Source organism: Mesorhizobium sp. M0626 (genome assembly GCF_040320665.1).
Lineage (GTDB): Bacteria > Pseudomonadota > Alphaproteobacteria > Rhizobiales > Rhizobiaceae > Mesorhizobium.
Genome location: NZ_JAMYQD010000007.1, coordinates 203,858 through 228,822, shown reverse-complemented (window position 1 = coordinate 228,822; position 24,965 = coordinate 203,858). Strand labels below are relative to the sequence as shown.

The window sequence follows — 24,965 nt, the reverse complement described above, 5'->3', positions numbered from 1 at the left end:
ATGTTCATCCTGCGCTTCCTCTGGGCGGTCCTGACTTCGCGTTTCCTGTGGACGCTGATCGGCCTGGCGCTGCTGTCGCTGATCATCTGGGTATTCGGCCCGATCGTACGGGTCGGCGACTATGTGCCGATGGCGTCGGAGACGGTGCGCATCGTCATCATCGCTCTTCTGGTGATCTTCTGGCTGATCTGGCTGATCGTCGCGCAGCGCCGCGCGATCCGCGCCAACCGCATGTTCGTCGCCGAGATTTCCGCCCCGGTCGAGGAAAAGCGGCTCAGCCCGGGCGAGGAAAACGTCGCCGCGGTCGGCGCCAAGTTCCAGGACGTCATGGTCGAGTTGAAGCGCCGCAAGCTCGGCGGCCGCAAGTTCCTGCGCGAGATGCCGTGGTATGTGATCGTCGGCCCCCCGGCGACCGGCAAGACGACGGCCTTGCGCCAATCCGGCCTCAACTTTCCGATCGACCTGACCGACGATCTGCAAGGCATCGGCGGTACCCGTAACTGCGACTGGTTCTTCTCCGAAAACGCAGTGATGATCGACACCGCTGGCCGCTATGTCCAGCAGGAAAGCCAGCCCGATGTCGACGCCGTGGAATGGCTGGGCTTCCTCGACCTGTTGAAGAAGCATCGTGGCCGTCGTGCGCTCAACGGCGTCATCGTTGCGCTTGGGATCGACGCGCTGTCCGAGGGCGACGAAGCCGTCAAGGCGCATGGCCGCAAGATCCGCAGGCGCCTGGCCGAGCTCGAAGAGCGGCTGGAAATCCGCTTGCCGGTCTATCTCATGCTGACCAAGGCCGATCTGATCAGAGGCTTCGAGGCCTTCTTCGGCGGCCTGTCGACGGCGGCGCGCGAACAGGTATGGGGGACGACCTTCCCGCTCGATGCACGCGTCGACGCCAAGATGATCGCGGGCGAAATCACGACGCTGTCGAGGGAGCTGGAAAAGCGGCTGGTGCCGCGGCTGGAGGATGAGGACAAGCTGGCCGAACGGGCCGAGATCTTCCGCTTTCCCGCACAGCTGCAAAGCCTGTCCGAGCCGATCCAGGTGCTGGTCGAGGCGATGTTCGGCGAGAGCCGCTACGAGGAGGCAGCCTGGCTGCGCGGCCTCTATCTCACCTCGGCGACCCAGGAAGGCGCGCCGATCGACCGGCTGACCGCGGCGCTCGCCTCCTCCTTCGGCCTGCCGGCACGACGCACGATGCCGACGCAGCGCTTCGAGAAGCGCAGCTTCTTCCTCAAGAACCTTTTGACCGAGGTGATCTTCAAGGAGGCCGGGCTCGGCACCTTCGATCCGCTGGCGCAGCGCCGCCGCAGCTGGATCTGGCGCGGTGCCGCCGCTGCCAGCGCGGCTGCGGCCATACTCGCCGGCGGCCTGTTCACCTGGTCCTACTACGACAATCGCAACGCCATCGCCGCGCAAGCCGGCCAGTTCGAAGCACTGCAGGCGCCGCTGACGTCGACCGCCGCGACGCCCGCCTCGGTGCTGCAGCCGGCTATGGACGTTGCCCTGACCGCCATGGACGAAGTCGCCAATGCCAGGACTGCGCCTCCCAACAAGGCACAGGACCTGCTCGGACCATCGGCTTCGGCCGAGATGATGCGGGCGCAGACCGACACCTATGACCACGCTCTGCGCAACGTGCTGGAGCCGCGGATGGTGGCGTTGCTCGAAGCGACCATGTGGCGGCAGATCCGCGATCCGGACTTCATGCTGGGGGCGCTCAAGACCTACCGCATGATGACCGGCCTGTCTCAGATGGACTCCGACTTCGTCGAGAATTGGTGGGTGAACGACCTGCCCGAATTCGCGCCGGCCGCGCCCTTCCCGACCGCCGATGCGGAAGAACACCAGTTGGCCGCGATCCGGCGCATGGCGGTCGACGACAGCTACATCGCGCCCGACCAGGCGCTGGTCGCCGAAGCGCTGAAAACGGTCTGCACGATCTCGCTGCCGGCGCGGGCCTACAAGCAATTGCTGGCCGATCCGGCGGTGGCCGGATTGAAGGAATGGATCCCCGCCAATTTCGCCGGGCCGAACGGCGCCAAGGTGTTTTCGCGACGCTCCGACAAGACGCTGCGCGTCGGCATATCAGGCGCCTTCACCTATGACGGCTTCCACGACGCGATCCTCGACCGGGTCGAGGATGTGGCCGCCCAGGCGGCACTCGACCGCGCGGTGTTTGCCGGCGGTTGCTCGGAAAATTCCGAGACCTCGGTGTCGGCGCTGTCGGAAGATATCCTGAAGCTCTACTATGACGATTACATCGCGCAGTGGGACAGTTTTTTGCGCGACATGCGGCTGGCGCCGCTCAGCGACCTCAACATTGCCAGCGAGAATCTGAAAGACCTTTCCAGCGCCGATTCCGCGCTGAAGCGGCTGCTGACGGCGGTGGTCCAGGAGGTCGACCTCACCCGCTCGGACGAGGCGCCGACCGACGACAAGGCGGCGGCGAAGGGCGGCTCGAAACTGCTGGGCAAACTCGGCAAACTGGGCAAGATCGTCAAGACTGGCGCCAAGCTGCTGCCGCGCGCAGGATCGGCCAGCGAAGTCGACCTGACCGGCACGCTGGTGGCCGAACACTTCAAGCCGCTCAAGAGCACGATTGCCGAGGTCGACGGCCAGCCGCCGGCGCTCGATGCCGCGGTCGTTGCGCTGACGGCGCTGTCCAATGTGCTGCAAACGGTGACCGCCAATCCCGACCCGCAGGACGCGATCAAGAAACAGGGCGGGCTGGCCGAACTGACCGGCGCCGTCGCCCGCCAGGCACAGATCCTGCCCGACCCGGTCAACACCTGGCTGAGCGGCATTGCCGGCGACACCAGCGGGTTGACGCAGAAGGCCGTGGCCTCCGAGCTCAACGCCATCTGGCGCGCCGATATCCTGCCCTTCTGCCAGGCCGCGCTCAACGACCGCTATCCGTTCAGCCCAGACAGCGCCGTCGACGTCAATGTGCGCGACTTCGCCCGCCTGTTCGGACCGGCAGGGATGATCGACGGCTTCATCAACGACCATCTGATCAGCTATGTGGACACCTCGGCGCAGCCTTGGAAATGGCGTGCCGATTTCGGCCTCGACCCATCGGCGCTCGCCGCCTTCGAGCAGGCGCGGCGCATCCGCGACGATCTCTTTCCCGGCGGTCAGGGCCCGGTGATGGCGTTCACGCTGGAGCCGACCGACCTGTCGCCCAACGTCACCCGCGTGACGCTCAACCTCGACGGCCAGAACCTGGTCTATTTCAACAATGCGACGCGACCTCAGCCGATGACGTGGCCCGGCAAGGACGGCACCGGCGTCATCTCGCTCGCCTTCCAGCCGATCGACGGCTCGCCCGAAATCATGCTCAACGAGACCGGCAGCTGGGCGTGGCTGAGGATGCTGCGCGGCGGCCGCTTCACCGGGACGTCGCTGTCCGATGTCTACAGCCTGCGGCTGGGGACGAAAGGCATGTACGCCGATTTCAAGCTCAAGGCGGCGAGTGTCGAAAATCCCTACAACCTCCAGATGTTCAAGAAATTCTCATGTCCGCCGCAGATCTGATCCTGCCTGGCTTCTACGGCAAAATGCCCGCCACCGGCGACTTCGTCAGCCGGCGGCTGACGGGCGAGTTCGTGCGGCTTTGGGACCGCTGGCTGGCGCAGCATCTGGTGCCGCTGTTTGGCCAGGACATCTGGCCGCCGGCCACGGCGCTGCGGTTTCTGGCCGGCCCGAACTCCTTCGGCGCGTCGGCGGGCATCATCCTGCAGAGCGCCGACAAGGTGGGCCGGAAATTCCCCTTGAGCGTCGTTGCCCTGCTACCCGAAGCGCCTGTCGCGCTGACGCATGCCGAGGCATGGTTTGCCGGAATCGAGGAGGCCGCCACCGCCGCCCAGCAGGGCGAGCTGACGCCCGAAGAACTGGATGCAGCTTTGACGGCACTGCCGATGCCACAGGCCGAGCCGGGCGAAGAGCTGATCGCCGACATGGTGATGTGGACGGCGCACTCCGACATTTTCGACATCGGTCCGCACGCGCCGCAACCGACGCTGGAGACAATCCTCGCCGGCAGCTGGGAGACCAGCTGATGGGAGCGCAACTCTGATGTTCGTCAGCCAGAACACCACCCCGTTTCTCGCCGAGACTTTTCCCTATCAGGACAAGCATTGCGTGAAGTTCTGCGTCGCGGTCGTTCGCGCGACATACGATGTCGATGAGCAAGGCAACTGCACGCCCAGCACGACGCAGTCACCCTTCGTCTACGCCGATACCCACTACGGCGATCCCGAGACAACGTCGGTACGCGTCGAAAGTGATTTCGTTCCGGTCAAGCCAAAATGCGAAGTGCTGCTCGACGCCCAGGCGGTCGCACCAATCGGCCGTCCAATGGAATCGATGGAAGTTGCGCTGATCGGGCCCGGCATCGACAAACGCGCCATCCTCACCGGGCAAAGACGCTGGTTCAAGACAGGTCTGGGTGTGCAGGCCTCACGGACTACGCCCTTTGTCAGCATGCCTCTCGCGTGGCATCTCACTTTCGGGGGAACTGACAGGACAGATCCCGAGAAGCCGCACGGCGATGGCGTGAACCCTATCGGCACCGGCTTCCTGGTGAGCCAAGCCAATCCCGACGGTGTCCTTTTGCCGTGCGTGGAGCACCCGCAATCACGTGTCCGCATCTGGAACGACCGCGTGAAGCCGATCGGCTTCGGCCCGGTGCCGCGCTTCGCCAAACAGCGCGCGCAATATGCGGGCACCTATGACAAGAACTGGCTCGACAATATTTTTCCCTACTTGCCGACGGATTTTGATGATCGCTATTTCCAGGCGGCGCCACAAGATCAGTGGCTTGATCTGCTCAGTGAAGGGATGGTTTTCGGCTGCCTGGGGATGACTGAAAGAGGGCGCTTCGCGGCTAGGTTGCCAAGGCTCTCCGTGCCCGTCCGGTTTGTCTACGAAGACCGCATTGAGCGCAAGACCCTCGTTCCCGACACGTTGAACATCGTGCCGCACGAAGGCAAAATCGTGTTAGTGGGCCGGGTGAGCACGAAGGTTCCGCGCAAATTCGTGAAACTGCAGCAGGTGGAGATTGGCGTTAATCTCATCCCGGATGATGATGACAAGCCACACTACGCTGGACTGGGCGTGGCAATTGAAGCCCTGAAAAACCAACGGCGCCTGTCATGAGTTGGGTCTCCTGCATCAGCCTAGTGACACCGGTTGGCTACAGCGCCGCCAGTTCGATCGCGGCCATGCGGGGAAAAATAGCCGCATTCAACGAGCTGAGCTATCATGATGCGGAAGGCGAGCCGATCATCGGCGCAACAGTCGACGCCTTGCCGCTCAAGCTGCGAGGTCGCGAGCGCATCTCGGCGCTGGTCAAACTCGCATTCGAGCAACTCGATGCCGACACCGTGACCGGTCTGCCTTGGGGGCAGATGCCCCTTCTGTTGTGCACGCGTGAGAACGAAATGCCTGGTGGCAGGCTCAAAGGAATTCTGGCGGGAATAACACTACCGGACGGACGCGGGCTGACGGGACCGAAGCTGCTGCATATCGCGGGCGGCCCTGTCGCGGTTTTCACCGCATTGTCCCATGCCGAGACGCTTTTGAAGAGCGAAGGATATCCCGCATGCATCATCGTCGCCGTCGATAGCCTGGTGGATGCGCGCACATTGTCGTGGCTTGATCTACATCAGCGATTGAAAACCAGTGCAGTCACCGACGGACTGGTTCCTGGTGAAGCTGCCGGGATCCTGGTGGTGACGCGCGATGCCGCTTCTTTGACCGCGATCAGCATTCTCGGCATCGGTTTTGGCGTCGAGGGGTCGACCTTGTTCAACGAGACGCCCTTCCGAGCCGACGGCTTGAGCGCCGCCCTGAAGGCCGCGCTTGCCGATGCCGGCGTGCCTATGCACAAAGTCTCGTTTCGCCTGTCCGACGTTGCGGGTGAAAGCTACGCTTTCGAAGAGTTGGTGCTGGCACAGATGCGCAATATGCGTGAAGTCCGGCCCTGCCAAGACGTTTGGCACGCAGCGGATTGCATTGGCGACAGCGGCGCCGCCGCCGGCATCATCCAGTTCGCCTGGGCCGAGCAAGCCTATGCGCGCAACTATGCGCCGGGAAAGCTCGCCGCGCTTCACGCAAGCTCTTGCTTCGGCCCAAAGGCCGCAGCAATTGTGGCACCCAGAAGGCCTAGTTGACCGATGACAAAGGACGTCTTCGCCGAGAAGTGGGAAATCGCCGGCAAGAACGGCATGAACAAGTCATTGGCGCGCTTTCCCGACGTGTGTCTGTCACCGCCTTCGCCGCCAGCCGGGCCTATCCCGGTTCCTTATCCTGACACGTCGTTTTCGAAAGACCTCCAAGAAGGGTCCGAGACGGTCAATATCGGCGGCAAACCCGCCGCGCTCGCCCAAAAGTCCTATTACAAATCGTCGCCTTTGGGCAACGAGGCGGCCACCCGGAGCTTTGGCGCGTCTGTCGTCACCCACCAAATCACCGGCAAGACCTACTTCCAAGCCTGGGCGATGACGGTGAAGTTCGAGGGCAAGAACGTTTGCCGGCATATCGACATAACAACAAGCAATCACGCCTCGCAGATCGGCGCAACGCCACCGGCGCCTACGAATGAAACCCAGGACATGAAACAGGCCAAGGCGGCCATCCAAGCCGGCAAATGTCCCTGTTGCGGCAACCCTTTGCATAAGTGGCAGAAGGACCCCAAGACCAAGAGACCGTATCGGGTGATGACGGCGGGCGCCTTCTGGCGAAAGCAGATCAGCTTGATCAAAGTGCCGGACAAGCAGGCCGAGAAAGATACACTAACTGAGACCCTCGAGCGGATGAACAGAAGAAAGACCAGGCAGCGCAAGAAAAGAAAGGACGGCCAGCCGAGTTGCCCAAATGTCCAGACGAAGGAGAACCAGGGCTGCGCACTCCATTTCGACATACCTCAGCATCGCGATAAGATTACGCGACATCGTCCGACCGTGAAGCGACCACTTGGTCCAACAGCGGCCCAGGCAGCGGGCGACGCCTTCAGCTCGAAGAAGAAGAGCGCGGTTCTGAGTATCTGGAGCAAGATGAACCCGACGAATCCGATTCCCGCTGCTTATCCCCCTCCAAACAAGCCACCACCTAGCAAACTAAACCACAAGACGCCGCGCATGGCAGGTGGTTGCAACGATCAAGGAAACGTCGTTCCCCAGCACTACATGAACACCAAGGCCTGCAACGATATCGAAGATGACCAGAGCGAACTGGAAAAGGTCGCGAGCCTAATTTATTGAGTAGACATGGAACACTATCCAAAGATCGCCAACACCGCATTCGAGGAACTCAGCTATGGGTTTCATCCCAAGTCGTTCGACCTCTATGCGTTGGACCTAGCCCGCCTCGAAACGAGCACACGCGCATGGGAGCGGATAGCAGCGGTTCTGCTAGGATGCACGCGCGGAAACTTTTCAAGGCTTCCGGAACTCGGCCCGTTGATGCGAGACAATCCGCTTTACCTACTTTGGCATGCGATCGCCAACATTTCCGGTTATGCCGGCACACTTCAGTCGGTGCGGCAGACTTTCGATCATATCGAGGACAAAAGCGGAGACAATTTCCTCTATTTCCTGGCAATTGCACTGGGAGCTACATCCAACCTCTCTGCGGTCGACTACCTTATGGAAGCGCACAAACGAGCTGGGGACATCGAGCCGCTAAGACAGATCGAGCAGGAAATATCCTTCCTTCTTGAAGCCGAGGATGGCCCATTGATGGCGGGTTCCATGGAGGAAGTCTTGACGGACGAGGGCTGGGTCGAGAGAGCTAACCGCGAGAGATATTTCGACCAAGTGAAGCAGGCGCGCGATGCGGTGCTAGAGCGCGTAGGCTCCAAGGATATTCCGATCTATGGAGGCGAGGCGATCGACATCGCCAAGATTGCGAAGCGCATGTATCGCAACTTGAAACAGGACGAGGAGCGGGAGCAAAGGCTGGCACGGGAAGCGACGCTGTTCGAGGCTACCACAGGCATCAATTGCTCGAAAATGTTCGATAGAAACGGCAACTTGAAATCGTTGCAGGCTGCCGGAATCCTCGAGACATTTTTCGACAGCGATGAGATCGGGGGCTTCAAGGCGGGGCAGAGATATTTTTTCGGTCACCCGATAGGGATCTGAGCAGTTCCACGCGTGTGCGGAGAGATCGCTGCTGCAAGGTTGGCCCTATCCGAAAAATCCACTCGCCTTGGCCCACTCCATGACTTTGTCAGCCAGCGGGATTTTTTGCTCGCCATATTCGAAGCGGTGGACAAATTCCAAACCGGCTTCGGCTGGGTCAATGGTGAACAAATCATCTTCTTGCGCAGCGTCGGGGAAGAGCTCCAGAAAAGCCGCACCCGCTGCGGCGGCCATCGCGGGTTCGCGCATGCGATCGACGAGCCAGTTGAGTTGGGTCTTGTCGTTGAGCATCCCAACTGCGCGGACAGCCGCCGGGTTCGCGGCGCGCATCAGACCTCCCAGCCAGGACCGGACTTCCCTCGACTGCGTTGTATTGATCAAAGTACGCAGCGCGGTGAGTGCGTTAGCGTCGTCTGATGCGGCTACGGCCTCAAGATCGGGCCTAACCCGCTCCCCAAATCCAAGCTCTGCGAGTGCGACACCGGCCCAGAAGCGTACCTGGGCATCGCGATCATCGAGCAGCGCCGCGACAACCTGGACAAGCTCGATATGTCGAAGTCTCGCCGTGAGCCTAAGACCGATACACCGCGTCTCTGCGCCAGAGTCCTTTAGCAAACGCAAAAGCGTTCTGCCGGGGTCCATCTTGTGCACGTCGATCGCGTGAGCGGCAAGTTGCCGCTTAACGGGATCCTCGTGCGACACCCACTGTCTGACCCACCTCGCGATCTTGTCCGCTCGATGGATTTCCAACGCGCCAACAAAGCCGTAGGCTGCGTTCCTTTCAGCGCGGAAGAATTCAATCGACTCGTTCAGGCTTTTTTCGTCTTCCAGCTCAATTGCCAGCCATGCACACGTGAAAAGTTCGCCTTTGTCGGGAAAATCGGCCCATTGTTCGATGGCAAATGGCCAAGCCGCCGCGCCGGCGATCCGCAGCGCGTCTAGATGCACCTCAAGCCGGTCGCCAAAGCTCTTTGCCACCTGAACGTCCGGCGGGTCTGCATTCAGCAGCGTATCTCTTTGCGCCCAAAGGAATGCCACCAATTCGACATGCTGACGGAGCACGTCATCAGCCACCCTGTTGGGCCGCGCCTGCGTTGTGACCTGTGGCCCAGTCATCAGTTCAGATTCACGGAGCCACCGCGGATATTGTTCGCACCGCTAGCATGGCTCACGATGTATTTTCCGCGAAGCGAGATATGTCCATCACTGTCAAGTATGAGACTGGACTTTCCGCAGCGAAGTTCGATCCTCTTCGAGGCCTTCAGTCGGACATATTCACCATCGCTGATAACGCGCTGGGCCGCGCGCTTGCGGGCTGGTTCGATGATCGGTCCCATGATGAGCGGACGTCTCGGGTCGCCGTCCTGAAACAGCAACGCCACTTCTGATCCTATCATAGCCTGATTGAGCTCAACCAGGCTTCTGGCCCTCAGCGCCACATCCTCGGGATTGCCGGGAAATACAACCAGCGGACCCTGATCGTCGAAACCAAGGAACAGCCCGATGACCACCCCATAGATACGCTCGACAACTTTGCTCATCGCGACCTCAATTCTCGTTGATCTTCGAGCCCTTCAGGATGATGTCACCCGAGGCTTTGGCGTTGATCTTACCAGATGCCTTCAAGAAAATGTCCTTTCCCTCCACAACGATCGTGCCATCCTTTTTCATGACAACCTTCGAACTTCCGCATGTTAGGGTGATGTCGTCCGCCGCTTCGATCGACAGGCTTTTGCCAGACTTTGTAACCGAGTCTTCCTTGATGTCGGTAAGGCTACCCTTTGCAATCTTGAGCATGAACCCGCCACCAACTTCAGTGGAGTCATTCGACGTGATTTTGGCTGTGCGCGAAGCGCCTACATCGGTGGCCTGTGACGCGGCGATCGCGACGGTCTGGCCAGCACCGATGCTGATGCTCTGATCGGCGCCGATGGTCCAGGTATCGCTCGTGCCTATGTTGTGCGTCTGGCTGATGCCCACGGTCATTGAGCGTGTCGCGCCGATGGTATTGGTCTGCACCGCACCCACGGTTCGGGTCTCGGAGGCCCCAACGGTATCGACCCGCGCCGCGCCAACAGTCACCGTCTGCACGATCGCCACGGTCTGCGTGTGATTAGCGCCGATCGTCTCGGTCGAGTTGGAGCCGATGCTTATCGTCTCGTTCGAACCCACCGTCAGCGAGCGGTTGACGCCGACGGTCTCGGTGTCGTTGTTGCCGATATTGGTGGTCTGGTCGACGCCGACCTTGACCGTCTTGTTGTTGCCGACGTCCTCGTCGAGGTTGTGACCGACGGAGTGCTTGGCGTCGTGGTCTATGCGGTCGGACTGGTCGTGCTGGACCAGCTTCTGGCGATCATTCTTGATCAGAAGGTGATGGTCCTTCTGCGCCTGGAAATTGACCAGTTCGGAGCCGGCCTTGTCCTCGAACATCAGCTCGTTGTAGCCGCCACCGCCCTTCGACGAGTTGGATTTCCAGCCCGACTGCGTGGCGTTGCCGGGCAGCCCGTAGGGCGGCATCTGCGAGGCGTTGTAGACCCGGCCGGTGATGATCGGCAGATCCGGATTGCCTTCGATGAAATCGACGATCACTTCCTGGCCGATGCGGGGAATCTGGATGAAGCCCCAGCCGCTGCCGGCCCAGGTCTGCGACACGCGCACGAAGCAGGAGCTCTTCTGGTCCTTCTTGCCCAGGCGGTCCCAGTGGAACTGCACCTTCACCCTGGCATATTTGTCGGTGAAGATTTCCTCGCCGGACGGACCGACGACCGTCGCCGTCTGTGGCCCGCGCATGATCGGCCGCGTCGTGATGCGCGGTGGCCGATAGGCGACTGAAGTCGGCGCCACGCCGAGCACGACCTTGAAATTCTCGCCATCGGTGTCGACGCCGGCGCGGTAGCCCGGATCGAACAGCCGGTATTCGGCGCTGACGACCAGATACTCCTTGTTCTGGTCTTTGCGCGGAAAGCCGTCGAGCTTGAAGGTGCAGCCGGAGAACAGGCCGCGCACGGTGCCGACGGCGGCAATGCGCATATGCGCCGCCTGGATTTCTTCGCGCCTGATCGCCGCCAGGCTGTCGCCGCGGCCGACTTCCAGATGCGCGCCGGGGTGGCGATAGTTCTCGCCGGCAGCCTGCTTGTGGCCGAAGGGCTGTGCCGACTTCGCCATCAAATCGGCGGCGGGCTTCTCGAAATCATAGTCGGTGTGGGCATAGGCGCCGGGGCGCACCGCGCTGCCTGGAATCCAGTCGGTGATGTACTCGACGTCGCGGCGCGAGCCCTGCCCTTCGAACTGATAGAGCACCGTCTCATAGCCCGGCGCTGGCTTCAGCTTGCTCATGGCGTCGGCCAGGATCAGTGTGTGCTCACCCTCGGCATGCTCGAAGAAGTACATTATGCCTTCATGCTCGAGCAGCCGCTGCACGAAATCGAGGTCGCTCTCGTCGTACTGCACGCAATATTCGCGCGGCGGATAGGAGCCCTGCAAGCGCTTCTCGAACTTGGCGATGCCGCCATATTTGGAGAAAATCTCCTCCACGATCTCGACGGCAGTCTTGTCCTGGAAGATGCGGCAGTCGGTGGTATTGCCGAGGAACCACAGCCACGGCCTGACGACCGCCTCATAGTGAGCCAGCCGATCTTCGATGCGGGTAAGGCGAAACTCGGCGATGAGGCCGCTGAACCAGCGTTTGGGATCGGCCTCGCCTTCGATCGAAACGGCGCCGCCCAGCATCTTCAGCGGGTCGATATCGGCATTGGTCGAGACAAATCCAACGGTGTAGGCAAGGCAGCGGCTGATCTCGTCGCGGCCGACGAGATGCGTGAAAGTCAACAGTTCGGCGCCGACCGGCGTCTGCACAAGCGCGGCGCGTTGTTCACTCGGCATGGGTCGTGCCCCTCCTGAGCGCTAGTGTGGCAGGTTCGATGCCCTTCTTGTGTTAACGACCTCACGTTCAGGGACATTTCGCAACTTGCCACCTAAGCCATGTTGAGCCTACCACATGTTCTATGGCAGACCAAAGAGGACAAGCGGCAGGCAGTTGCTGTTGGCGCCGCTTTCGCCAGTGTGAAACGCCGCTCTCCCGCTGTGCCCGCAAGCTGCTAGACTGTGGCACATCGGATCAATGGAAACGGCAGCGGTCGACGGTCCATAGCGCATGTTCATCAGTCTGCAGATCAGCAATGTCGATGTCCTGCCTGCCGGGCTGCCGCCCGGCTACGCATCGCGCGACCGCGGCTTCGAGATCGGGCGGGAGAACTGCGCCTGGACCTTGCCCGATCCGGACAAGTTCATCTCCGGCCGACATTGCGAAATCCGCTACGAAGGCGGCGCCTTTTTTCTCCACGACGTCTCGCGCAACGGCACATTCGTCAACGGGTCGAGCCAGCGCCTGACCGGCCCGCATCGGTTGGCGCAAGGTGACCGGCTCCGGATCGGCCGCTATATCGTCTCGGTGTCGATCGATGACGGGAACCCAGCCTTCGGTGGCCATGGTTCGACGCAACGGCAGATGCCAGTTGCCGGATCCTTTCCAGACCATGTCGCATCGCCACGGTCACCGACCGCGCCACCCGCTTCGGTCTCCAGCCGGCCGCAGCAAGCCGACGAGATCCTGCGCGCGATTGCCGCCGGCGCCGGCATTCCGCCAGAGGTGCTTTTGCTGCGCCAACCGCAGGAGGTAGCCGGCGAGATCGGCGCGGTGCTGCGCATCGTCGTCGACGAGCTGGTGTTGCTGTTGAAGGCGCGCGCCGCTGCAAAAGTCCTGGCCAAGACCAGCGACCGGACCATGATCAATTCCGCCGACAACAATCCGCTGAAGTTCGTGCCCGGGACAGACGAAATCCTCGACATCATGTTCGCGCGGCGCAGGGCCGGCTATCTCGATGCCAGGCACAGCATCGAAGACGCTTTCCACGACCTCAAAACACATGAATTCGCCACCTTCGCCGCCATGCAGGCAGCGCTGTCGCGGTTGCTTGACGATCTGTCGCCCGAGGCGATTGCGAAAAAACTGCCGCCATCCTCCTTTGCCTCGAAGAAGACGCGCGCCTGGGACGCGCTGGTCGCGACCTGGCGGGCCAAGGAGGAAGCGCACGAGAACGGCATGCTGGACATATTCCTCACCTATTTCAGTGAAGCCTATGCCAAGGCCGCCAAACAGAAGACCGGCAAGGGCTAAGCCCGCGCACCGCTGAAGACACCGTGAAGGCGACCCGAGCACGGGCCGGCCACCAAAATTGCGCCGGGTTTCCATCGCAACCTTCTGAGACTACGATCACATACGACGATTGAGCACGCGGGTACGGTTGGTCGACCTCGGGGGTCTGCGGCACATGTCATGTCACGGCGAGATAGCGTCCTGCGGTCCGCGTTTGCGCGGACATGGCGCTGTGCGTCGCGGCGCGCGGGCGTAGAGGCAGGGATCGGCGATGAGCTCGAAGGATGATCCTTTCGATCCGACCGGCAAAACCGTCATCCGCCCCAGCCGCCCCAATCCCGGCCGCAAGCAAAAGACGGTTCTCGCCCGCGATGCGCCGGCCCCCGGCAGTACGGTGATCGCCCCTGCCAGCGTCCCGGAACCCACGGTTTTCGATCCCAACGCCGGCCGCCAGCCGCCGTCCGACGTCACGGGGACGGTGATCTATCAGGGAACGCCCTTCGCCAACGCGCCGGCCGATCCGCCCGTTCACGGCTCAGCCGGGACGGCGGGGAAAACGCCATGGGATGCGCTGCACGGCGCCAGCGATGCCGTCGATTATGGCGCGGCCAACCCGATCGTCGCTGCCGCGGCGCCCTTGCTGATACTGCTTGGGCATCTGCGGCTGATGGCTGTCGAAAGACCGGCCGAGCCGCTGGCGCAGCATGTCGCCGGCCTGATCGAGGATTTCGACCGCAAGATCGCCAGGACCGATACCTCGGAAGAGGATGCGCGCATCGCCAGCTATGTGCTTTGCGAAACCGCCGACGATATCGTCGCCAATCTGCCCGGTTCCAGCCGGGATGCGTGGGCGCAGCACGCCATGCTGCAGCGCTTCTTCCAGGTCAAACCCACCGGCGCCGGTTTTTTCCAGGCGCTGAACACGGTGCTGGCGACGCCGGAACCTCATCGCAATCTCATCGAGCTGATGCATGTCTGCCTGTCGCTTGGCTTCGAAGGCCAGTATCGCGGCCAGCCGCGCGAGAGCCTCGAACGGGTCCGCCGCGACGCCTACGAGACATCAGCCTATTTCCGCGTCCTCGGTGACGACGACATTTCGCCGCGCTGGCAAGGCTTGTCGGTCACATCGGCGCAAGGCTCCAGGCGGGTTCCGCTCTGGGCCATAGCCGCTGCAACCGCGGCAGTTTTGACCGCAGCCTTTTTCACGCTGCGCGTGCTCATCACCAATGATGGCGAGGCTGTTGCCGGCGAGTTGCTGGCGCTCAATCCGGCGACGCCGGTCACCATCGAGCGCACCGGTTTCGTGCCGCTGACCGAGGAGGTGAAAGTCGTCGCAGCGCCAACGACGATTGCGCAGGTCGATCGCATCCGCACTGCCTTGGCCAAGGAGATCGAAGGCGGCGGCGTCAGCGTCGGCACCAAGGGTGATTTCATCATCGTGGAAATCAGCAACGCCCTGCTGTTCCAGTCGGGACGAGCCGAGGTCAAGCCGGAGTTCGAGCCGGTGGCCGCCAGCATCGCGGCGGCTCTCGACGCGGAGCGCGGGCCGATCCGGATCGTCGGCCACACCGACAACATCAAACCGAAGAAGACCAGCGCCTTCAAATCGAATTTCGACCTCTCCGTCGCACGTGCCCAGTCGGTGGAAAAGATGATCGCAGCGCATTTCAGCGATCCGTCGCGGACAAAGGTCGAGGGCAAGGGCGAGGACGAGCCCATCGCCGACAATGCAACGCCGGACGGCCGCGCCAAAAACCGCCGTGTCGATGTAATGATCCCGCGGGAGGAGATGCTGTGACCGGCTGGCTGCTGCGCATCTTCAGCGCGCTCGCGCTCGCCGGCTTTGCCGCCGCGGTCTGGTACGCCGGCCCGTTAATCCGCTTTGCCGGCGCCCGGCCGTTGGATCCCATCTGGCTGCGGGCAGCGATCATCGGCATCGTCGTCGGAACGGTGGCGATCATCTATGCAATCCGGTTCTGGCGCAGGCGCAAGGCGCAGAAGGCGCTGGAGGCCGCCATGGCCAGCGCCGAGGATGACGGCAGCGATGCAAAGGTGCTGGAAGCTCGCATGAACGAAGCAGTCGCGACGCTCAGGCAGTCGAGCGGCAAGCGCAACTTCCTCTACGACGTCCCCTGGTACATCGTCATCGGCCCGCCGGGCGCCGGCAAGACCACCGCGCTGGTCAATTCCGGCCTGAACTTTCCGCTTGCCGGGTCGGGCCAGGCGCAGCCGGTGGCGGGTGTCGGCGGTACGCGCAATTGCGACTGGTGGTTCACCGACGAGGCGGTGCTGATCGACACGGCCGGGCGCTACACGACGCAGGATTCCCATGCACGGACCGACAGCAAAAGCTGGCTGGCGTTCCTGTCGCTGCTCAAGCGGCACCGGACGCGTCAGCCGATCAATGGCGTCATCCTGGCGATCAGCCTTGCCGATCTGATGGCGGACGGAGAGCAGGCGGCCCGTGTCGCCGAGATCCGCAGCCGCCTGCAGGAAATCCACGAGGTCCTGAAGGTCCGCTTTCCCGTCTACGTGCTGTTCACCAAGGCCGACCTGGTCTCCGGATTCATGGAATATTTCGGCGGTTTCGACGAAGCACGCCGGCGCAAGGTGTGGGGCGCAACCTTCCAGACCGCCGAGCGCGGCCTGAACATGGTCGCAGAAGCGCCAGCCGAATTCGACGCGCTGGTGAAGCGCCTGACCGAAGAGATGAGCGAGCGGCTGCAGGCGGAGACCGATCCGGTCGCGCGCATCGCCATTTTCGGCTTCGCCGCGCAGCTCGGTGCGCTGAAAGGCCGGATCGTGAATTTCCTCGAGGGCGTTTTCGAGCCGACGCGCAAGCAGCTGAACGCCCCCCTGCGCGGCCTGTATTTTTCTTCCGGCACGCAGGAAGGCACGCCGATCGACCAGTTGCTGGGCAGCATCGGCCGCAGTTTCGGCAAAAACGTCCAGGCGCATCTTTCCGGCACCGGCAAAAGCTTCTTCCTGCACGATCTGTTGAGCCGCGTCATTTTCGCCGAGTCCGGCTGGGTGTCCTATGACAGGGCGGCCGACAGGCGCGTTGCGATCGCCCGCTACGCCGGCCTGACAGCGATCGCGGCCATAGCGATCGCCGCGCTTGGCGTTCTCGGCCTGAGCTTTACGACCAACAAATCGCTGGTCGCTGCGACCGGCCAGGCGGCAGGCCAATACCGCGCGACAGCCGCGCCGCTGCTGGCCAGCACGACGGTGTCGGATGCCGACCTCGAAACCGTCATCGGTGCGCTAGATGCGCTGCGCGGCCTACCAGCCGGCTATGACACCAAGGATCAGCCGACGCCGGCCACGGCGACGTTCGGCCTCAGCCAGCGTGAGCGTATCCTTTCGGCTTCCGAGACTGCCTACCGGCAAGGGCTGGAGCGCATGTTCCGCTCGCGCCTGCTGTTCCAGCTCGAACGCACGATCGAGGCCAGGATGGCCGATCCGATGGCGCTGTACGAGCCGCTGAAGATTTACCTGATGCTGGGCGGCAAGGCGCCGAAAGTGGATGACGAGCTGGTCGTCACCTGGCTGAAGCGGGACTGGGAACAGAACCGCTATCCCGGCGCCCACAATCGCGACGGCCGGGCGCAACTGGAGAAGCATTTGCGCGCCATGCTGGCGCTCGACGATGACCAGGATCCCTCGTTCGAACTCAACCGCGCGCTGGTCGAATCCGCCCAGCGCTCGCTCGGCCGCATGAGCCTTGCCGATCGCGCCACCGCGCTCATCCAGTCGGCCACCTATGCGGCGGCGCTGGACGATTTTTCGGTGTCATCGCAAGCCGGCGCGGAGGCGCCGATGCTGTTCGAGCGCAATGACGGAAACGATCTCGCCGGCCTTCGCGTCCCCGGTCTCTACACCCATGCCGGCTTCGACTTCTATCTGGCGCAACTTGCCAGGAGCGCGCAGGCGCTGGTCGACGATCAATGGGTGATCGGCTCGAGCGGCGAGCAAGGCGGTTTCGACCAGGAATTGCTCAAGCTCGGCCCGGAGCTGCTCGATCGCTATGGCAAGGGCTTTGCGGCGGCGTGGAACGAGGTGCTCGACAGGTTGAAGTTCAAGGCAATGGCCGCCGACAAACCGCAATATCTGGCGCTGTCCGCAGCGGGATCACCGAGTTCGCCGCTGATGCAGCTGTTCGAGGCGATCGCGCGCGAAACAGCTTTGACGCAAGAGCGCAATCCGGCTGCGCCGTCTCAAGACAGCGGCCAGGAAATCGCGGCACGCGCCAAGGGCCTCGCCCGCATCGGCATCGAGCTTGCGGCGCGCAAATCGCAGAGCAGGGCCGGGACCGCCTTTGTCAGTACGCAGAACCAGGATCCCGGCGCCAACATCGAAGCCCAGTTCCGGTCTTTCCAGGCTTTGGTGGCCGGGGCGCCGGGGCAGCGGCCGCTCGACGCCCTCACCCAGAATTTCCGCGAAATCTATCAGAGCGTGCGGCTGGCCGCCGATGTCCCCGCCCAGACGGACCAGGCCAACGCCAATCTGCAGCTGCAGATCTCGACGTTGCGCGCCAATGCTTCGCGGCTGCCGAAGGCGCTGGCCAGGATGGTGAGCGCGGCGGCGGACGATTTCGAGGGCACCGTCGCCGAAACATCGACCACGCATCTCAACGAGATGCTGGAGGAGACCGTCGGCCGTCCGTGCGAAGAGATGATTGCCGGGCGCTTTCCATTCGCCCCCGCCGGTACCGACGATGTCGCCATGGCGGATTTTGCCAGATTGTTTTCTCCAGGCGGGGTTCTCGACCGGTTCTTCGCGCAGAACCTGGCGTCGCTGGTCGACATGAGCGGCCAGGACTGGGACTGGAAGCAGGACACCAGGTTCGGCCGCAATCTGGCGAAATCGACGCTGAAGAACTTTCAGCTCGCGGCACAAATCCGCGCGGCTTTCTTTCCGCTCGGCGGGCCGGTGCCGTCGATCAACATCACCTTCACGCCGCTGTCGCTGCATGGCGATGCCGACATGGCGCTGCTCAATATCGACGGCCAGGTGCTGCAGGCCACCCAGGCCGGCAACACGCCCGGACTGATTCCGTGGCCGGGCAAGACCGGTTCGGCCAGTCTCAGCCTGACGCCGGAGCTGCCCGGCCGTGAGTCCGCAATCAAGTTCGACGGTCCCTGGGCGTTGAAACGATTGCTGGACAAGGGACAGGTCACCGCCAATGGCGACAGTCTCGAAGCGCATTTCGTCATCGGCGGACGGGATGTCGCCTACACGATCAAGACCGGGGAGGACGGCAACCCATTCACGCTGCCGGCGCTTTCCGCGTTCAGCTGTCCGAAGGCTTTCTGATGGGGAATTGCATGGCAGGACCAGCGATTGCAGGACGCAGAGACAGCGGCGGCACCACACGGTCCGTCATCAGCGGCTTAGATTTCGATACTCTAATGAATGGGGCTGTGGCAGACTGGCCAGGCACGTCAGCCAAGGCGTTGCGGAGCGTAGGCAAGTGAACGATGCCGCCTTTGAGAGCTACGGCGTGAGCCACAAGGGCTGCGTGCGCAACCACAATGAGGACAGCTTCCTGGTCGAGCCGCAGATCGGCCTCTGGGTGGTGGCCGACGGCATGGGCGGGCACGAGGCCGGAGAAGTCGCTTCGGCAAGCATTGTCGAGCATCTGGCGACGATCGGCATCGCCAGTTCGGCGCCGGATCTGCGCGCCCGCTTTGAGGATCGGCTGAACCGGGCGCATGCCGAGATCCGCCGGATTTCGCGCTCACGCGGCGTGACCATCGGCTCCACCGTTGCCGCACTGCTGGCCATGGACGGCAGGTTCGCCTGCCTGTGGTCGGGCGACAGCCGCGTCTATCTCGTGCGCAACGCCGCGATCTCGCAGATTTCGCGCGACCACACCGAGGTCCAGGAACTGCTCGACAGCGGCGCAATCAGCGCGGCCGAAGCGGAGAACTGGCCGCGCCGCAACGTCATCACCCGCGCCATCGGCGTCAACGACGAAATCGCCATCGACTTCCAGCAGGGAGAGACCCTTGCCGGCGACATTTTCATCCTCAGCACGGACGGGCTGACGGCGCATGTCAGCGACGCGGAAATTGCGGCAGCAGTGCTCTCGGCAGCGCCGCAGGCTGCCTGCGAAAAGCTGCTTACCATGGTGCTCGAGCGCGGCGGCACCGACAACGTCACCATCGTGCTGGTCAAGATCAGAGACAAAGGCAATGGCCTGTCCCGTGCAGGAGGCCAAGACCGATGAGCTCCGACGACAAGACCCGGCTATTGCCCAACATGGCGGATACCAGCGTCGGCACGCAGCTCAGCGGCATCTACGAGCTCGACGAACGCATCGCGTCGGGCGGCATGGGCGAGGTCTATCGTGGCCACAACATCCAGACCGGCGATCATGTCGCGATCAAGATCGTGCTGCCGGAATTCGCCCGCGACCAGACGATCCTGTCGCTGTTTCGCAAGGAAGCCTCGATCCTCAACCATCTGTCGCATGACGCGGTCGTACGCTACCACGTCTTCACCATCGATCCCGGCATCGGGCGGCCCTATCTGGCGATGGAATTCGTCGACGGCCAGTCGCTGTACGACGTCATGCGCGGCGGGGCGATGGCGACTCCGGATGTGCGCAAACTGTGCCACCGGCTGGCCTCGGGCCTGAGCGCCGTGCACCAGGCCGGCGCCATCCACCGCGATCTGTCGCCCGACAACATCATCCTGCCGGGCGGCCGGGTCGAGCGGGCAAAGATCATCGATTTCGGCATTGCGCGATCGGCCGCGGTCGGTGGCGAGACGCTGATCGGCGGCAAGTTTGCCGGAAAATACAATTACGTCTCCCCCGAGCAGCTCGGGCTCTATGGCGGCGAGGTCAGCGAACAGTCCGACATCTACAGCCTGGGGCTGGTGCTGGCGGCGGCGCTGCGCGGCAAGCCGATCGATATGGGCGGCTCGCAATACGAGATCGTCGAAAAACGGCGGACCGTCCCTGATCTCTCCGGCATCGATGCCGATTTCAGGGACATTGTCGAAGCGATGCTGCAGCCTGACCCGGATGATCGACCGGCCAGCATGGCCGAAATCGCCAGGTTGACGCGCGACGACAGCGACGCAACCTTGCCGCCGGCATCGCTCGCGCCCCGGCCCGGTCTGCCGCGAACCGGGCAGACCGCAGGGCCTGTCTCGAAGATCGGGGACTCGCCGGCCCAAGGCTTCGGTTCGGCCCCGCCAAGCGGCACGGCGGAGCCGTCTTTCGTGCCGCACGTGCGCCCGGCGCACCTGTCGCAGCCGAAACCGGCTGCTGAAACTCCCAAGCGAGCAAGCACACCGCCGAAGCGTGCTACTACAGGCAGAAATCTGACGATCGCGGGGCTGTCGGCGGTGGCCGTGGTATCGCTTGGAGGGCTCTATGCATCGGGTATCGTGGGATTCGGAGACGGGCCTCGCGTCACCGACACCGGCAAGCCGCTCCAACCCGAACTGACAAAGCCGATCGTCGCTGACAAGCCCGTTCCGGACACTGCGCCGGTCGAGAAGACGGTGCCAAAGCCGCAACCAGCGGAGACTCCGGCTGAAGATCAGGCCAAAGCGCCGGTCGAGCCGCAGCCGACGCCGCCAGTCGCGTCGAGCGCCACGGCCCCGCTGCCGGCCGCACCAACCGACAAGACCGTCGCGCTGCAACCGCCATCCGGCCCGTCACAGTCCGATGCCGCGAAGAACCCCGAGCCTGTCAGTCCGCCGGTAGAGCCCAAGGCGACAGCGCCAGCCACGCAAACACCTGAACCGACGGCCGAGGCCCCCAAACCCACAGCACCGACGCCGGAACCCACCGCTCAAGCGCCCGAGCCCAAGGCGCAGGCGCCTGAACCGACCGCGCAGGCGCCCAAGCCGGACACGCAGGCGCCTGAACCGACCGCGGAGCCTAAGCCGAGCCAGCCCGATATCGCCAGCGGTGAGCAGGCCGACAAGCCGGCAGAGCCCGACATTGCCATGAACGTGCCCAAGCCGGAGGTGCCGCCACCGGCCGATGCGGCCGCGGAGCGGGTCACCTGGGTACGCGCCTTCAATGGTGGTGACTGTTTTTTTGCGACGGTGACGTCGGCCGCCGACAAGGGTGTCGCGATCGAGGGCTTCGGCACGTCGGTGCCACCCTTCGAACAGTTGCTTGGGGAATTCCAGGCGAAGTTCCATGTCGAGCCGGATATCAGCGTCCGCCTTATCCAGCCCCCGCAATGCGGGATCACCGGCTTCCTGCGTTTCATGGGCGCGAGCACGGCCGACAGGCCGCAGCTTGTCCTCGACCAGACATCGGTGCCGGACGGCTCGCCGATCGACGGCACGCTGATGACGCATGGCGGGCTGGTGTCGAGCGTGTTCCTGATCGACCACAGGGGCATCGCCTTCAACCTCGACGATCATGTTGTCGTACAAGCCGACAAGGCGACCTTCTCGATCCCGATCGGGCTCGGCGCCGCCGACAAGGCGGCAGGCAAGGCGTTGCCGCAGATCATCATGGTGATCACCGGGCCGCAGGACATAAAGGCGGCGGACTTCACAACGCCGACGCCGGCCTCGGTGCTGTTGCCCAGGATCCTCGACGAGATCGGCGCCAGGAGTTCGGCATTTTCGGCGACCGCCAAATACTTCCGCCTCGGCGGCTAGCACCGACGCCGATGCAACGCCGTCGCCGTGATCCCGTCCTGCTTGCCCGGAACGTGCGGGTGAAGCTCTCCGCGAGCGCGGTCGCGACGCTGTTGCTGGCGCTTCTTTCCACCGGGCAGGCGCGCGCCGAATTCACCGTCTGCAACCGGACGCTCGACGTCGTCAATCTTGCCGTCGGTCAGAAGGTCGACGATGCCGACCAGACCGATGGCTGGTGGACCATCGGCGCCAATCAATGCGTCAACGTCATTCGCGAGGAGCTGACCAACCGCTACATCTACATCTACGCGACGGATGTCTTCGGCCACGCCATTCTGGCAGGCTCCACCGACATGTGCATCGAGCGGCGGCGGTTCTCGATCCGCGGCATCGATGAATGCTGGCAGCGCGGCCATATCGCGGCGAAGTTTCTCGAAGTCGACACGCAGGAACAGGTGCGCTGGACCTTCTTCCTGACCGGAAGCGCACCGTGACGCACAGCATCGACACCAGCTTCAAGGCAAAGAAGCAGGCGCGCGCCGCGCTGCGCAGGCGCAGGATCTGGATCGGGCTGGCGGCTGGCCTGGCGACAATCGTCCTCGCCGCGATTGCCACCGGCTTTTATCTTACCGCCGACTACTGGTCGTTCGGCGACGAAGACGAGGAACTGCAAGCCGTCGAAGGCTCGGACGACGTGCCGGCCGACGCATCGGTCTACGTGCCGGCCATCATCGACCTTGCCGGCGACCCGATGTGGATCACACTGGCGCCGGAGGCGGGCGCCGCCAAGAGCCGCGGGATGCCGCGCCCGACGGAGCTCGACCAGGCCGGCATCTCCCCTCAGATCATGGTTCTCTCCGACGTGATGCTGAGCGCCAGCGAAAAATTCATGACGACGATCCCCTCGACGCAGGAGGATTTCGCCTTCTTCCAGGCGCAGCGGAAGACCGCGGTCGCGCCACCGGCCGAAACCGGCGATCCGCAGAATGACCTGCAGAACGATCTGAAGCCATCGCCCGGCGCGGACGGGGCTCCGGCGGCCTCCGGCCCAGCTCCTGACCCGCAGGTCGCTCCGGGTGCATCGACGGCGGCCGATGACCCCGAGGCCGGCTGGGGCGAGACCATCGATGAGGGCGAAGCAGCACTCCCCGCCTTTCAGAAGACAGCGGTCGAAAACAACACCAGCGTTGCCAACGTCAGCTCGGAATACCAGCGCTTCGAGGCGACCCAGGACATTTTCGTGAAAATCCTCAACGACCGCAGCCTGGACAGCGTGGCGCTCGATGCGCATTTTTCCGCCGACGACGCAAAGCTTGCCGGCGAGGCGCTGAAGGCGCTGTTCGACAAGGACGGCCTGCAGCCTGGTTATGTCGTGGCGATGCGCGGCTTTAGGCCGACGCGCGAGACCACGACGATGTCGCTGATGCAGGTCTCGATCTACGCCAGGAACGTCTTTGTCGGCACGCTGACACGCAACGCGGCCGGTGCCTTCGTGTCGGGCGTCGACCCGTGGGTGCGCGAGGACCTGTTCAATTATTCGGGCGCCGAGACCGAAGGCACGCAGAAACGGCAATACCGCCTGCTCGACGCGATCTATTCGACGGCGGCCCGCAACAATGTGCCGAGCGGCATCATTGGCGAAGCCATCATGTATCTGTCGCGGGGACAGGATCTGGATGCTTTCGCCAGCGAGGACCAGCGTCTTGTGCTGATCTATTCGCAGACGCCGCGCGGCAAGAACGAGACCGACGGACGGGTGCTCTATGTCGGTATCCAAGGCACGCAAAAGAGCTTGGATTGTTTCGTTTTCCAGCAGAGCGACGGCCAGTTTTCCTGCGTCTCGGGCGATGACCAGGTGCGCTCGCTGACGGTGGCCAACGGCATGGTGACGCCGGTCAACGGTGTCATGACGTCGACCTTCGGGCCGCGCAAGCATCCGATCCTGGGCGTTGTTCGCATCCACAAGGGCGTCGACTGGGCAGCACCCGTGGGGACCCCGATCGCAGCAGCCTTCGACGGCGAGATCATCTTCCAGGGCGACGGCGGCGGCTACGGCAATGTGGTCAAGATCGCCCATGGCGGCGGCCGCGAGACGCGCTACGCGCATATGTCGAAATTCGCCATCGCCAGCGGTGTCGGCACCAAGGTGAAGGCCGGCGACATTATCGGCTATATCGGCACCACCGGCCTGTCGACCGGGCCACATTTGCATTTCGAACTCTATCAGAGCGGTCAGGCGATCGATCCGCTCGGAACAGTGACCGCTGCAATCGCCGTCACTTCCAGCGATCCCGCCGTCGAAACGCTGACCGACCGTATCGTCCACGTCGAATCGGGCGGTAGCGCGCGGGCCAAGAACCCGCTGTCTTCGGCGACAGGCGCCGGCCAGTTCATATCCAAGACCTGGATCCGGATGATGAACACCTATCGTCCCGAACTGGCGCGCTCGCTGTCGACCGCAGACCTGCTCGCTTTGCGCTACGACGCCACCATCTCGCGTGAGATGGTGCGCAATCTGGCGCGCGAGGGCGAAGCCTATCTCAAGGCGCGTGGCCACCAGATCACCGCCGGCCGGCTCTATCTCTGCCATTTCCTCGGTATGGAAGGCGCCCATCAGGTGCTGGCGTCGCCGGGATCGGCGCAGTTGAGCGCCGTGCTCGGCTCGTCCGTTATCCAGGCCAACCCGTTTCTTGCCGGCAAGACCGCCAGCTACGTCGTCGACTGGGCGGAACGGAAGATGGGCCGCAAATTGCCGACGCCCGCCACCACCGATGCGGGCCAGCAGACGACGACGGAAGTCCGCCAGACATCGCCGGAGTTCGAAAAATACAAGCAGGCGATAACGGCACTGGTCGGCTCGATCCAAAATACTCTTGAGCCGGGCTAGAGCTGGCAGTTCGCCCCGGCTTTCGCCAAGCCGATTGGTTCTGAGGCCGGCGAATGGTATGTTTGCGGATATTTGGGAAGGTTTTTGGGTCCTTGTGAACCAAAACTGTGGCTGGGATCACATACGCCCAACAACCATTTTGGCAGAAGCGATACAG

Annotated in this window: 16 protein-coding genes; 13 read left to right on the top strand and 3 right to left on the bottom strand. The window is 63.1% G+C overall.

The features are described 5' to 3' along the window. The 6 genes from tssM (NKI37_RS11110) to NKI37_RS11085 all read left to right on the top strand — a co-directional run bounded on the left by tssM (NKI37_RS11110) (nt 1) and on the right by NKI37_RS11085 (nt 8,147). Nucleotides 1–3,537: a type VI secretion system membrane subunit TssM gene (gene tssM, locus NKI37_RS11110; RefSeq protein WP_023823516.1), complete on the top strand. Its 3,537-nt coding sequence runs from the start codon at nt 1–3 to the stop codon at nt 3,535–3,537. Beyond that, a complete protein-coding gene (tagF, locus tag NKI37_RS11105; RefSeq protein WP_023726336.1) occupies nt 3,519–4,061 on the top strand; it encodes a type VI secretion system-associated protein TagF in 543 nt (180 codons plus the stop codon). Before tssM (NKI37_RS11110) ends, tagF begins: the two co-directional genes overlap by 19 nt. 16 nt (nt 4,062–4,077) lie before the next feature. Beyond that, nucleotides 4,078–5,160 carry a DUF2169 family type VI secretion system accessory protein gene (locus tag NKI37_RS11100; protein ID WP_352444489.1) on the top strand — a complete coding sequence of 361 codons (1,083 nt, stop codon included), beginning with the start codon at nt 4,078–4,080 and terminating at the stop codon, nt 5,158–5,160. A gap of 149 nt (nt 5,161–5,309) precedes the next feature. After that, the gene (locus tag NKI37_RS11095) at nt 5,310–6,176 is read left to right on the top strand and encodes a hypothetical protein (protein WP_155923223.1); all 867 of its coding nucleotides are present in this window, start codon (nt 5,310–5,312) and stop codon (nt 6,174–6,176) included. Between the two features lie 3 nt (nt 6,177–6,179). Beyond that, nucleotides 6,180–7,265: a DUF4150 domain-containing protein gene (locus tag NKI37_RS11090; protein ID WP_023823519.1), complete on the top strand. Its 1,086-nt coding sequence runs from the start codon at nt 6,180–6,182 to the stop codon at nt 7,263–7,265. A gap of 6 nt (nt 7,266–7,271) precedes the next feature. Continuing rightward, nucleotides 7,272–8,147, top strand: coding sequence for a hypothetical protein (locus tag NKI37_RS11085; RefSeq protein ID WP_023823520.1), 876 nt, complete (start codon nt 7,272–7,274; stop codon nt 8,145–8,147). A gap of 45 nt (nt 8,148–8,192) precedes the next feature. On the opposite strand, the gene NKI37_RS11080 is transcribed toward NKI37_RS11085, so the two are convergent. Genes NKI37_RS11080 through NKI37_RS11070 form a run of 3 tightly spaced genes read right to left on the bottom strand, consistent with a single transcriptional unit; the run spans nt 8,193 to nt 12,029 of the window. Continuing rightward, on the bottom strand, nt 8,193–9,221 hold the full coding sequence (locus tag NKI37_RS11080; RefSeq protein ID WP_155923225.1) for a hypothetical protein: 1,029 nt from the start codon (nt 9,219–9,221) through the stop codon (nt 8,193–8,195). A gap of 41 nt (nt 9,222–9,262) precedes the next feature. Further along, the gene (locus tag NKI37_RS11075; protein WP_023823522.1) at nt 9,263–9,688 is read right to left on the bottom strand and encodes a DUF6484 domain-containing protein; all 426 of its coding nucleotides are present in this window, start codon (nt 9,686–9,688) and stop codon (nt 9,263–9,265) included. A gap of 7 nt (nt 9,689–9,695) precedes the next feature. Beyond that, nucleotides 9,696–12,029, bottom strand: a complete 2,334-nt coding sequence (locus NKI37_RS11070; RefSeq protein WP_352787692.1) for a type VI secretion system Vgr family protein — start codon at nt 12,027–12,029, stop codon at nt 9,696–9,698. A gap of 271 nt (nt 12,030–12,300) precedes the next feature. On the opposite strand from NKI37_RS11070, the gene tagH reads away from it, so the two are divergent. The 7 genes from tagH (at nt 12,301) to NKI37_RS11035 (ending at nt 24,808) form a co-directional block, all read left to right on the top strand. Continuing rightward, nucleotides 12,301–13,323, top strand: coding sequence for a type VI secretion system-associated FHA domain protein TagH (gene tagH, locus NKI37_RS11065; RefSeq protein WP_023692193.1), 1,023 nt, complete (start codon nt 12,301–12,303; stop codon nt 13,321–13,323). 250 nt (nt 13,324–13,573) lie between these two features. Beyond that, nucleotides 13,574–15,100, top strand: coding sequence for a type VI secretion system protein TssL, long form (gene tssL, locus NKI37_RS11060; RefSeq protein WP_352787690.1), 1,527 nt, complete (start codon nt 13,574–13,576; stop codon nt 15,098–15,100). Next, nucleotides 15,097–18,618 (top strand): type VI secretion system membrane subunit TssM, encoded by a 3,522-nt coding sequence (gene tssM / locus NKI37_RS11055; protein ID WP_352787687.1) that lies wholly within the window; start codon nt 15,097–15,099, stop codon nt 18,616–18,618. The genes tssL and tssM (NKI37_RS11055) overlap by 4 nt, the downstream gene beginning before the upstream one ends. A 157-nt stretch (nt 18,619–18,775) precedes the next feature. Then, nucleotides 18,776–19,534, top strand: a complete 759-nt coding sequence (locus tag NKI37_RS11050) for a PP2C family protein-serine/threonine phosphatase (protein ID WP_023695276.1) — start codon at nt 18,776–18,778, stop codon at nt 19,532–19,534. Then, nucleotides 19,531–21,942: a serine/threonine-protein kinase gene (locus NKI37_RS11045; protein WP_352787685.1), complete on the top strand. Its 2,412-nt coding sequence runs from the start codon at nt 19,531–19,533 to the stop codon at nt 21,940–21,942. Before NKI37_RS11050 ends, NKI37_RS11045 begins: the two co-directional genes overlap by 4 nt. Before the next feature lie 59 nt (nt 21,943–22,001). Next, nucleotides 22,002–22,415 (top strand): DUF1036 domain-containing protein, encoded by a 414-nt coding sequence (locus tag NKI37_RS11040; RefSeq protein WP_023754015.1) that lies wholly within the window; start codon nt 22,002–22,004, stop codon nt 22,413–22,415. Beyond that, complete coding sequence (locus NKI37_RS11035; RefSeq protein WP_352596877.1) at nt 22,412–24,808, top strand: M23 family metallopeptidase; 2,397 nt, start codon at nt 22,412–22,414, stop codon at nt 24,806–24,808. Before NKI37_RS11040 ends, NKI37_RS11035 begins: the two co-directional genes overlap by 4 nt. Nucleotides 24,809–24,965 lie beyond the last annotated feature (157 nt).

Bases quoted from the DNA above. Each gene is read 5' to 3' on its own strand.
- NKI37_RS11090 (WP_023823519.1), top strand. From the start codon at position 6,180: ATGACAAAGGACGTCTTCGCCGAGAAGTGGGAAATCGCCGGCAAGAAC.
- NKI37_RS11085 (WP_023823520.1), top strand. From the start codon at position 7,272: ATGGAACACTATCCAAAGATCGCCAACACCGCATTCGAGGAACTCAGC.
- NKI37_RS11070 (WP_352787692.1), bottom strand. From the start codon at position 12,029: ATGCCGAGTGAACAACGCGCCGCGCTTGTGCAGACGCCGGTCGGCGCC.
- tssM (WP_023823516.1), top strand. From the start codon at position 1: ATGTTCATCCTGCGCTTCCTCTGGGCGGTCCTGACTTCGCGTTTCCTG.
- tagH (WP_023692193.1), top strand. From the start codon at position 12,301: ATGTTCATCAGTCTGCAGATCAGCAATGTCGATGTCCTGCCTGCCGGG.
- tagF (WP_023726336.1), top strand. From the start codon at position 3,519: ATGTCCGCCGCAGATCTGATCCTGCCTGGCTTCTACGGCAAAATGCCC.
- NKI37_RS11100 (WP_352444489.1), top strand. From the start codon at position 4,078: ATGTTCGTCAGCCAGAACACCACCCCGTTTCTCGCCGAGACTTTTCCC.
- tssL (WP_352787690.1), top strand. From the start codon at position 13,574: ATGAGCTCGAAGGATGATCCTTTCGATCCGACCGGCAAAACCGTCATC.
- NKI37_RS11045 (WP_352787685.1), top strand. From the start codon at position 19,531: ATGAGCTCCGACGACAAGACCCGGCTATTGCCCAACATGGCGGATACC.
- NKI37_RS11075 (WP_023823522.1), bottom strand. From the start codon at position 9,688: ATGAGCAAAGTTGTCGAGCGTATCTATGGGGTGGTCATCGGGCTGTTC.